Source organism: Streptomyces sp. NPDC086549 (assembly GCF_044746205.1).
GTDB lineage: Bacteria > Actinomycetota > Actinomycetes > Streptomycetales > Streptomycetaceae > Streptomyces.
In genome coordinates this window covers 1-8,579 of record NZ_JBIVBS010000055.1, presented here as the reverse complement: position 1 = coordinate 8,579, position 8,579 = coordinate 1, and the positions used below count along the sequence as shown (strand labels likewise).

Genomic DNA, 8,579 nt, shown 5'->3' with positions numbered 1-8,579 from the left:
CCGGACAACGAGGCCCACATCCTCGTCCACGACGCCCACACGGCATCCCCCACCACCGCCTTCGCCCTCTCCCGCCTCGCCGACCCCGACACCCTGCACCACACCCCCATCGGCGTCATCCGAGACATCGACCGGCCGGTCTACGACACCTGTATGGCCACGCAGCTCGACTCGGCCGTCGAACGCAGCGGCAAGGGGGACCTGGCGGCGCTGCTGGCCGGCGGCGACACCTGGACGGTCCGCTGACCGACCTGGCCTGTAACGTCTGCGACGACACGCAGGACGACGGGCGACGGAGAGCAGGGCGACGAGATGGTCGGTATAGGGGACACGCTGGACGTGGCCGCCGCCGAGCACTTCACGCGCCCTGCCCCCAGGTCGGCGCAGGCCCAGATACGTTTCCTGGTACGGCAGCTGAAGGGCACGAGAGCCGTGGCCGAGCTGCTGGGCATCTCCCAGCGCACGGTCGAGCGTTACGTCAAGGGCCAGCTGAAGCGTCCCCGCCACGACCTCGCCGAGAGGCTCGCGGCCGAGACCCGCAGACGCTGGCAGCCGCGGGTTCGGGAACGGGCCCGGCGGCAGGCGGCCGCCACCGGCGGCATCTTCGTCTCCACCCGCGCCCGCTTCGGCTTCACCGCCGCCCCCGGCACCAGTGACGACCCCCGCGTCCGCTACATCAACCAGGCCCTGCCCCCCGATTACGCCTCCCGCCTCTTCGCCGCCCAGGACGCCGGCGCCACCGAGCGGCAGCTCCGGGACATCCTGGCCGAGGGCCTGGGCGAGATGTACTTCCGCGACCGGGGCCGCCGCGCGGCGGGACTGTCGGTGGAGTTCACCGACATCCAGGAGCTCGAACTGGGCTTCTAGGGACGGGCGGGACATCAAGAACCCTCGCGGAGCAACGGCTGCCGTACCCACTGGACGGCAGCCGCCACCCCGCGCACCGGATCAGCGGCCCGCCGCGGGTTCCTTCCGGGCCCCGGTCGTAGTCCCGGCCCCCGCACGGTTCGCGGTGCGGCGGCGCAGGAGCAGGACGGCCACGGCGCCGGCGGCGAGCACGGTCAGCGGCAGCACGGCGGTGGTGTGCAGCGTGGCGACGAAGGCGGCCCCGTACGCCTTGCCGCCGGCCAGCTCCGCGGCGAGCCGGCTCTGCACCAGCGCGCCCACGGCGGCGGCTCCGACGACGGAACCCATCTGGCGGACCGTGTTGTTGATGCCGGAAGCGGCTCCGGCCAGCTGCGGGGGGACGTTCCGCATGGCCTCGGTGGACATGGGGGCGATGATGCAGCCGACGCCGAGGCCGGTCGCGAGTGTGGCGGGGACGAAGGCGTACCACGCGGTGGCGGGCCCGGCGGTCAGGGTGATGGCGACGATGCCGGCGGCGTAGCAGAACAGGCCGGTGAGCAGGACGTACTTGCCGCCGATGCGGTCGGCGAGGCGGCCGGTGAAGGGCCCGACGGTCATCGACACCAGGGACGAGGGGGCGAGCACCAGACCGGCCTTGACGGCGCTGAGGTGGAGTACGGACTGGAGGTAGAGGTTGAAGGGCAGCACCAGCCCGAGCATCGCGACGGACACGAGCCCGACCAGGGCGGTCATCGCGGTGAAGTTGCGGTCGCGCAGCAGGGCGAAGGGGACGAGGGGCTCGCGGTCCTGACGGCGCCGCTGGTGCAGCACGAACCCGGTGCCGAGGGCGACGGCCGCGGCGAGCAGTGCCTGGATCCCTGTGCCCCAGTGGTAGTTCTCGCCCTCCTGCAGGCCGAAGGCGAGGCAGAACAGGGCGGCTGTGGACAGCAGCACACCGACGAGGTCGAAGCGGTGCGCCCGGCCGGGCCGGATGTCGGGAACGACCAGGAAGGTCAGTGCGAGCGCGGCCACGCCGACGGGCAGGTTGACCCAGAAGATCCAGCGCCAGCTCGCGGCGGAGACCAGGACACCGCCCAGAGTGGGTCCGGTGAGGGTGGCCAGGCCGGCGACCATGCCCCAGATGCCGAGGGCGGTGCCGCGGCGGTCGGCCGGGAAGACGGCGACGATCAGGGTCATCGTCTGCGGGGTGAGCAGGGCCGCGCCGAGGCCCTGGACGACCCGTGCGGCGATCAGGGCCTCGGCGGTGGGCGCGAGCCCGCAGGCGACGCTGGCCAGGGTGAAGACGGCCAGACCGGCGGCGAACAGGGTCCGCGGCCCGCGAAGGTCACCCAGCCGGCTCGCGGTGATGATCACCACCGACAGGGCCAGGGCGTAGCCGCTGACCGTCCACAGCGTCTGGTCGAGCGAGGCGCCCAGGCCGTTCATCATGTCCGGGATCGCGATGTTGACGATCGTCAGGTCCAGCAGGGTCATGAAGAACCCGAGCGAGAGCGTCACCAGAACCGCCCAGGGGTTCCCTCGTAACTTCCGCACGGCGCGTGCTCCTTGTCTCCGTCCCGGCGGTGCCCGGGTGTCTGCCCATGAAGCTAATCCATCTCTCTTGATGCATCAAGAGAGATGGATCAAAAAAGATGAGTCAGGCAACCCATCTATCCAGATGTATCACTTTTGATGTAATGTGGCCGCATGAACGGAGTCGAGCTGTTCCTCCTCGGACGCACCCTGATGAAGATCGGTGAGGCGGCGATGCCCGAGCCCGAGGGCGGCGCCTCCCGTTACGGCGGCAGCGTCCGGTCGGTCCTCGTCGTGGCCGGCGACATCGCCGCCCATCCCGGGAGCGCCGTGGGTGAGATCGCCACCCGCACCGGCCTGCCCCAGAGCGCGGTCTCCACCGCCGTGGCGCGGCTGAAGGAGGCGGGCTCCGTGGTCACCGCCCCCGACCCCGCCGACCGCCGCCGCCTTCTGGTCCGCCCGGCCCCCCGCGTCTCGGACCGGGTCGCGCAGGTACGGGCCACCAGCATCGACGACGCCCTCACCGCGGCCCTGGGGGAGGAGGCGGACCCCGAGCGGCTGAAGGAGATCAACGCCGCCCTCGAGGTGCTCGCCCGCCATCTGGCCCCGCACACCCCGGCCCGTATGGTCCCCACTGACGACCGTGATCGTACAAACGCGAAACCCCGCCCCTGACGAATCAGGGACGGGGTTCGGATCCGAGCGCCGGGCAGGCCTTGCACCTGCATTTCCCCGCAGGAAGCGGGGCGTCTTTCCTTGGACCACCAACGCACTGCACACCCCCCGGAGTCCGGGCGGCGAGCTCAAGATCCACTATACCCCACTCGGAGCAGTCGCGAGCACACGAACCGACTTCCCGGTGAAAGCCCGTGACCGCACCGCCGCCGTCCCCGTTCCTCCACCAGACGCAGATCAGGAGGACGCACGATGGCCGACATCGGGGACAGCCTCGACGAGGCCGACGCCGAACACTTCACCCGCCCCGTCCCGAAGTCGGCGCAGGCCCAGATGCGTTTCCTGGTACGGCAGCTGAAGGGCACCAGAGCCGTGGCCGAGCTGCTGGGCATCTCCCAGCGCACGGTGGAGCGCTACATCAAGGGCCAGCTGAAACACCCCCGCCGAGACCTGGCCGCCCGCCTGCACCGCGAGGTCCGCCACCGCTGGCAGCCCAGGGTCCGCGCCCGGGCAAGACAACGCGCGGCGACCATCGCCGGCATCTTCACGTCCACCCGCGCCCGCTTCGGCTTCACCGCCGCCCCCGGCACCAGTGACGACCCCCGCGTCCGATACATCAACCAGGCCCTGCCCCCGGAGTACGCGGCCCGCCTCTTCGCCGCCCACGAGGCAGGCGCCACCGAAGCCCAGCTCCAGGCGATCCTGGCTGAGGGCCTGGGCGAGATGTACTTCCGCGACCGGGGCCGCCGCGCGCAGGGCCTGCTGGTGGAGTTCACCGACATCGAACAACTGGAACTGCACTACTGAGCCGACGCCGAAGCCGGAACCGGAGCCGTACCACAGCACCTGACATGCCTGGCCCGCCGATGGTAACAGCTGTTACCATCCAGGTATGGCAAAGCCACAGCTCGGCGTACGCGTCGATCCCGAGGTCAAGCAGCTGGCCCAGGTCCGCGCCAAGGACCTCGGCCTGGACCTGGGCGACTACATCTCCCGACTCGTCCGAGAGGACACCGAGGGCATCCGTGCCCGTGCCCTGGAGGCCGCGCGCCGCTTCCTGGACGAACACCAGGCGGTCTTCGACGAGGCCGAGGAGGCCGAGCTGACCGAGGAAACCGGCGAGCCGGGCGAGCCGGGGGCGCACGCCGCGTAATGGACCTGCACATCGACGTCCCCTGGATCCTGCAGGTAGCCGAGATCGCCGGCGCGGGCGACCCCGCCCCCGACGACTACGGCGTACCGGTGGCCGCCGTGGCCGCCCACAAGGCCGAACTCCTCCAACAGCCGGTCTACGACGGCCCCTACGCCCGAGCCGCCGCCCTGATCCACATCCTGGGCCGCTGCCGCTGGCTGGAACGCTCCAACATGGCCGTGGCCGCGGCAACCGGAGTGATGTACCTGGAGGCATCCGGCATCCCGGTCAAGCCGACCCGCGAGGACGCACTGGCCCTGCGCGACCTGCTCCGCGCCCCCACCTGCACCACCCACAGAATCGCCACCCAGCTCCGCTCCTGGCCCGTGACCACCTGACTGACCAGCTGTTACCCGCGGTGCCGGCCTGCGGCTGGGCATCAGGCCGCGACTCGCGGCTGTCCCGCCGACGCTCCTGCCGGCACCGATCCTTCTCGCCGCCGCGCAGCTGACCGCCGGCTCATGGGCTGCCACCATCACGGGCGGAGCACCGGCACCGCTCCCAGGGCCATGGTGAGCCTGCGCATCCCTGCCATGGGAGCCCTCCGCCTCACCGGGCACACCAGCATCGTCGCAGGACTCCGCCACCACGCGCGCAACTCCGCCCGCCTCTGGCCACCCTCGGCATCACGTGATCACTCACTGAACGACGCCGCCCTGCTCGCCGGAGGCGGGGCAATTCGCGCGGGGATGCGCGAACGAGCGAAACGAGTATTCGGCGGGCGGAGCCCGAAGCGGACGCTATGCCGTGGTGTGAGGTCCGGGACGTCACCGGGGCCAGCCTCGAGTGGGAGGGGAACCCCGGTCGAGACCGCGTGGACGGGACAACCTCGGTACTTCAACCCACGGCACCATGGGCTGGGGCGCTCCGTCCGACAACATCGTGCGCCCGCCCGGTAGTACCAGGGGAAGGGACACGACGTCATGACACCCAGCCGTCACTTACGCCGGGGCCGAGCCACGGCCGTCATTACCGGGGCCGCCATCGCCCTCGCCACTGGACTCACCACCACCGGCTGCGACGCCGCCCATCGCACGCTGGACTGTGTGCGCACCGCCAACTCCATCGCGGACAGCATCACCGACCTTCAGCAGGCGGCACGGGCCGCGGCGCTCGACCCCTCGAAGTCCGACACCTACTTCGCCCCCGTCAACAAGAACCTGAAGGCCATCGGCCACCAGACCGACAACGTCGACGTGAACAAGGCGGTGGACGACCTCGGACAGGCCGTGGACAACGTCAGCGCGTCCATCAAGAAGGGCGACAAGAGCCCGGACCTCAGCCCGGTCAAGGACTCGGCGGGCGAACTGACGAGGGCCTGCACGGAGTAGTACAGGCCCTCGGACATGCTCTGCGGAGAGGTCAGGATTCGAACCTGTGTGGACCCTTGTGGGGTCCGACTCTGGGCTGCCGCCCGCTCCAGGCTGACTTTCACTGTTGCCTGTTCGGCTGAGCAGTCGGGCGATTCTGAAGGGGGTGCACAGTGCGGCGGGGGAGTGCATGGGGTGAAGCTTCCCCTTGTGACTGGACACCGGGAGACTGGGACATGAGGTTCCAGAGGAAGTAGTGCCAGGTGGGTAGCCAGTACTCCAAGCGGTATTCGGAGGAGTTCAAGCGGGACGCGATCGCGTTGGCGCGCTCCTCCGACAAGACGATCACGGAGGTCGCGCGGGACCTGGGGGTGAGTCCGGAGAGTTTGCGCGGGTGGGTGAAGCGTGACCGGATCGACCGCGGCGGGGGCACGTCGGGCGAGCCGACGAGCGCGGAGCGCGAGGAGCTGAAGCGGCTGCGCAGGCAGAACACCGAGCAGCAGAAGACGATCGAGATCCGGAAAAAGCAGCGGCCTTCAAAAGTCTGCCCGCCGGACCGTGGACGGCACGCATGGAATTGGAGAGCGGGATGGTGCGCCACAGCTTTTCCGTTCGCCTGACATCCTGCACCTCCACCCGGCAGCAGAAACACAATCGAGAAAGGGAAGCCGCCGGGGCAGAAGTCGCAATCAACGTAGCGCCCCTGCCCGTTCGAGCCCCGGTGCCGGCCCGCCGGCGATGACCGACGAACAGGTACGCCACGCCCGCGACCTGCTCGCCCGTTCGGAGAACACCGTCACCTCGATCGCGAAGCTCCTCGGCGTCTCCCACAACACCATCTACAACTACGTGCCCGAACTGAAGAGCGGCCGCCTCGCGCTCGCCGAGACCCCCGACGAACTCTCCGAGAGGGAGCCGTACGTCGCCGCTGGTGCTGAGGATGGCGATGGGCTGGCCGTCGACGTCCTCGATCAGACCGGCGTCGCCGTCGCGCTGCCGCCAGCCGTCGGGGACGGCCTTCAAGCGGGTCTCGACGGCGGTCAGGCGGTCAGTGCCGTGACGGGCGGCTGTCTCAGGTACGCGTTGACCCGGCGGACCTCCTCCACGTTGACGGCTGACAGCCGGCGGTCGCCTTCGGACCTGCCATGTCCGGCAAGCAGTCTGGGCGCCGAGTGGCTGGGACACAACAGTGAAACCGCCGGGACGTGTCTGGTACAACCGGCGCCGCACGCGCGGCGTCATGAGTGTCACGCGGCCAATGAGCCGCTCCGCGCAGCAGAAGGGCAATCGCGTTGTCAGCTCCACTCATACTCCGGCGAGTAGTCCCCGCCACCGCTCTCGCCTGCATCGCGGTGATCGCCACCGGCTGCAGCGCGGGCTCGGCCGGCTCCTCCTCCGGTGGCACCGCCGCAGCCAGGGTTTCCGACGCGCCGGCTACTTCCGACGCGCCGGCTACTTCGGGCGCGCCGGCTACGACGGCGCCTGCCGCGGCGGCTGCAGCTCGGGCCAGCGGTACGGGCACCGGCACCGAGGCGCCGACCGGCACCACACATAGGGGTACCGCCGCCTGCCCGACCCGCTATCTGAACGCCAGACCGGGTGTCAGCCAGGGCGCCGCCGGCAGCGTCTACCAGGTGATCGACTTCACCAACATCTCCAAGACCGCCTGCACCCTGTACGGCTACCCGGGGGTGTCGCTCGCCGGGGGCAGCCCTGTCCATGAGATCGGCCCGGCCGCCACCCGCAACTCCATCACACCCCCCACGCTGGTGACGCTGGCGCCGGGGGCCACCGGCAACGCGCTGCTACGGATCACAAACGCCGGCAACTACCCCGCGGAGCAGTGCCACCCGACTGCCGCGCAGTACCTGCAGGTCTACCCGCCAGGTCAGACAACCCCGATCTACGTCGCCTACAGCTCGACTGCTTGCGCCGGGACGGTCGGCATCCTGAGCGTCAGCACGGTCCAGCTAGGCGCGGGGAGCGCGTCGTAGCACGCCGATCCGGACCCCAACACCCGGCGGTGCACCGGGGGACCTGTTCGTGACCGTGCACGTCGCCGACTGATCAGCCGCTGGCCTGCGGCTCGTGGAGCTCTGGCCGCCCGGTTCCCTCGCCGTTCTCGGGCACGGCCTGGTGAGGTCCTCCGATTCGGTGCCGCCAGCCAGCACTGGAGGAGGTAGTGCTCGGTGATCGTGTCCGGTGCGAGGTCGACGGCGAGGTCGCGGCCACGGGCGTGAACACACAGCCGGTAGTGGCCAGGCCCGTCGATGGCCAGGGACGGTAACTCCTGCTCGAGGTCGGTCATGAGTGCGCAGACCAGGAGCGTGCCGGTGGGGGAGTGGAGGGAGATCTCGGCGATCTCCTCCCACTCCCCGCTGTCTGGCGGGGGCTGGCTGCGGTGGGGGCGGGAGGGCTGGTTCGGGGGTCTGGGGCGGGAGTGCTTGCTCGTAGGGTTGATGCTTTCGGTGTTTTCTGAACGGGTTGGCCGGTCGGCGGTTGTTCAGGTGAAGTCCGTGGTCAGCCGTTCCAGCTCGTGTACGGCGGCGTGGACGTCGTATGTCCGCAGGACGGGCTTGTGCAGCCGGTCCCGTGGCCAGACGTTCCAGATCCAGTACTCCGGTCTGCGGTCCGGGTTTGTGTAGTTGTCGTAGCAGTACACGATGCAAGGACCCAGGTTCTCGGCGGTCGCGAAGTCGGAGCTCGTCGCGAGGCGCAGGGAGTTGTGGCTGGAGAAGGGGAAGAACCGCACGAGCGTGCTGGCTCGCGCTGTGCGCCACAGCAGTTCCTCGACCGGTGGTACCCACGAGTTGATACGGCGGTATTCATCGTCGGTCTCGGGTGCATGGCGGATGCGTGCGTCCCACTCGGGGTCCGGTTCCGTCATGTGTCCAGTGTGGTCACCGGCCCGCAAACTCGGAACCGTCTCGGCGTTAGGTCCGGTAGGAGGCCTGTCGGGGTCAACCGGGTGGTGTCTCTTGGGTCGGGTGGTTCGTCGTGTGGGTGCTGCTTGTGATGGATGT

General features: G+C 69.8%; 11 protein-coding genes and 1 pseudogene. 10 read left to right on the top strand and 2 right to left on the bottom strand.

Translation table 11 applies throughout. The features are described 5' to 3' along the window. Nucleotides 1-246 (top strand): annotated as a pseudogene (locus ACIPSA_RS51240) (2-oxoacid:ferredoxin oxidoreductase subunit beta); the annotation flags it as partial. 66 nt (nt 247-312) lie between these two features. After that, nucleotides 313-867 (top strand): telomere-protecting terminal protein Tpg, encoded by a 555-nt coding sequence (tpg, locus tag ACIPSA_RS51235; RefSeq protein ID WP_402649184.1) that lies wholly within the window; start codon nt 313-315, stop codon nt 865-867. A gap of 81 nt (nt 868-948) precedes the next feature. Here the strand turns inward: tpg (ACIPSA_RS51235) and ACIPSA_RS51230 are convergent, their stop codons facing one another. After that, the gene (locus ACIPSA_RS51230; RefSeq protein ID WP_402649181.1) at nt 949-2,400 is read right to left on the bottom strand and encodes a DHA2 family efflux MFS transporter permease subunit; all 1,452 of its coding nucleotides are present in this window, start codon (nt 2,398-2,400) and stop codon (nt 949-951) included. A gap of 153 nt (nt 2,401-2,553) precedes the next feature. On the opposite strand from ACIPSA_RS51230, the gene ACIPSA_RS51225 reads away from it, so the two are divergent. The 8 genes from ACIPSA_RS51225 to ACIPSA_RS51190 all read left to right on the top strand — a co-directional run bounded on the left by ACIPSA_RS51225 (nt 2,554) and on the right by ACIPSA_RS51190 (nt 7,550). Beyond that, entirely contained in the window at nt 2,554-3,054 is a 501-nt protein-coding gene (locus ACIPSA_RS51225; RefSeq protein WP_402649178.1) for a MarR family transcriptional regulator, read from the top strand. Nucleotides 3,055-3,306: 252 nt separating this feature from the next. Next, entirely contained in the window at nt 3,307-3,861 is a 555-nt protein-coding gene (gene tpg, locus ACIPSA_RS51220) for a telomere-protecting terminal protein Tpg (protein WP_402649176.1), read from the top strand. Between the two features lie 85 nt (nt 3,862-3,946). Then, on the top strand, nt 3,947-4,207 hold the full coding sequence (locus ACIPSA_RS51215) for a hypothetical protein (protein ID WP_402649174.1): 261 nt from the start codon (nt 3,947-3,949) through the stop codon (nt 4,205-4,207). Further along, entirely contained in the window at nt 4,207-4,584 is a 378-nt protein-coding gene (locus tag ACIPSA_RS51210; RefSeq protein WP_402649171.1) for a fic family toxin-antitoxin system, toxin component, read from the top strand. The genes ACIPSA_RS51215 and ACIPSA_RS51210 overlap by 1 nt, the downstream gene beginning before the upstream one ends. A gap of 585 nt (nt 4,585-5,169) precedes the next feature. Next, the gene (locus ACIPSA_RS51205) at nt 5,170-5,577 is read left to right on the top strand and encodes a hypothetical protein (protein ID WP_402649169.1); all 408 of its coding nucleotides are present in this window, start codon (nt 5,170-5,172) and stop codon (nt 5,575-5,577) included. 242 nt (nt 5,578-5,819) lie between these two features. Next, the gene (locus ACIPSA_RS51200; protein WP_402649166.1) at nt 5,820-6,176 is read left to right on the top strand and encodes a transposase; all 357 of its coding nucleotides are present in this window, start codon (nt 5,820-5,822) and stop codon (nt 6,174-6,176) included. A 118-nt stretch (nt 6,177-6,294) separates the two neighbouring features. Continuing rightward, complete coding sequence (locus ACIPSA_RS51195) at nt 6,295-6,879, top strand: helix-turn-helix domain-containing protein (protein WP_402649163.1); 585 nt, start codon at nt 6,295-6,297, stop codon at nt 6,877-6,879. Between the two features lie 29 nt (nt 6,880-6,908). Further along, a complete protein-coding gene (locus ACIPSA_RS51190; RefSeq protein WP_402649160.1) occupies nt 6,909-7,550 on the top strand; it encodes a DUF4232 domain-containing protein in 642 nt (213 codons plus the stop codon). Nucleotides 7,551-8,059: 509 nt separating this feature from the next. Here ACIPSA_RS51190 and ACIPSA_RS51185 read toward each other — a convergent pair. Then, nucleotides 8,060-8,443, bottom strand: a complete 384-nt coding sequence (locus tag ACIPSA_RS51185) for a hypothetical protein (protein ID WP_402649158.1) — start codon at nt 8,441-8,443, stop codon at nt 8,060-8,062. Nucleotides 8,444-8,579: the final 136 nt, after the last annotated feature.

Coding starts and splice junctions, on each gene's coding strand:
- tpg (WP_402649184.1), top strand. CDS start 313: ATGGTCGGTATAGGGGACACGCTGGACGTGGCCGCCGCCGAGCACTTC.
- ACIPSA_RS51225 (WP_402649178.1), top strand. CDS start 2,554: ATGAACGGAGTCGAGCTGTTCCTCCTCGGACGCACCCTGATGAAGATC.
- tpg (WP_402649176.1), top strand. CDS start 3,307: ATGGCCGACATCGGGGACAGCCTCGACGAGGCCGACGCCGAACACTTC.
- ACIPSA_RS51215 (WP_402649174.1), top strand. CDS start 3,947: ATGGCAAAGCCACAGCTCGGCGTACGCGTCGATCCCGAGGTCAAGCAG.
- ACIPSA_RS51210 (WP_402649171.1), top strand. CDS start 4,207: ATGGACCTGCACATCGACGTCCCCTGGATCCTGCAGGTAGCCGAGATC.
- ACIPSA_RS51205 (WP_402649169.1), top strand. CDS start 5,170: ATGACACCCAGCCGTCACTTACGCCGGGGCCGAGCCACGGCCGTCATT.
- ACIPSA_RS51195 (WP_402649163.1), top strand. CDS start 6,295: ATGACCGACGAACAGGTACGCCACGCCCGCGACCTGCTCGCCCGTTCG.
- ACIPSA_RS51185 (WP_402649158.1), bottom strand. CDS start 8,443: ATGACGGAACCGGACCCCGAGTGGGACGCACGCATCCGCCATGCACCC.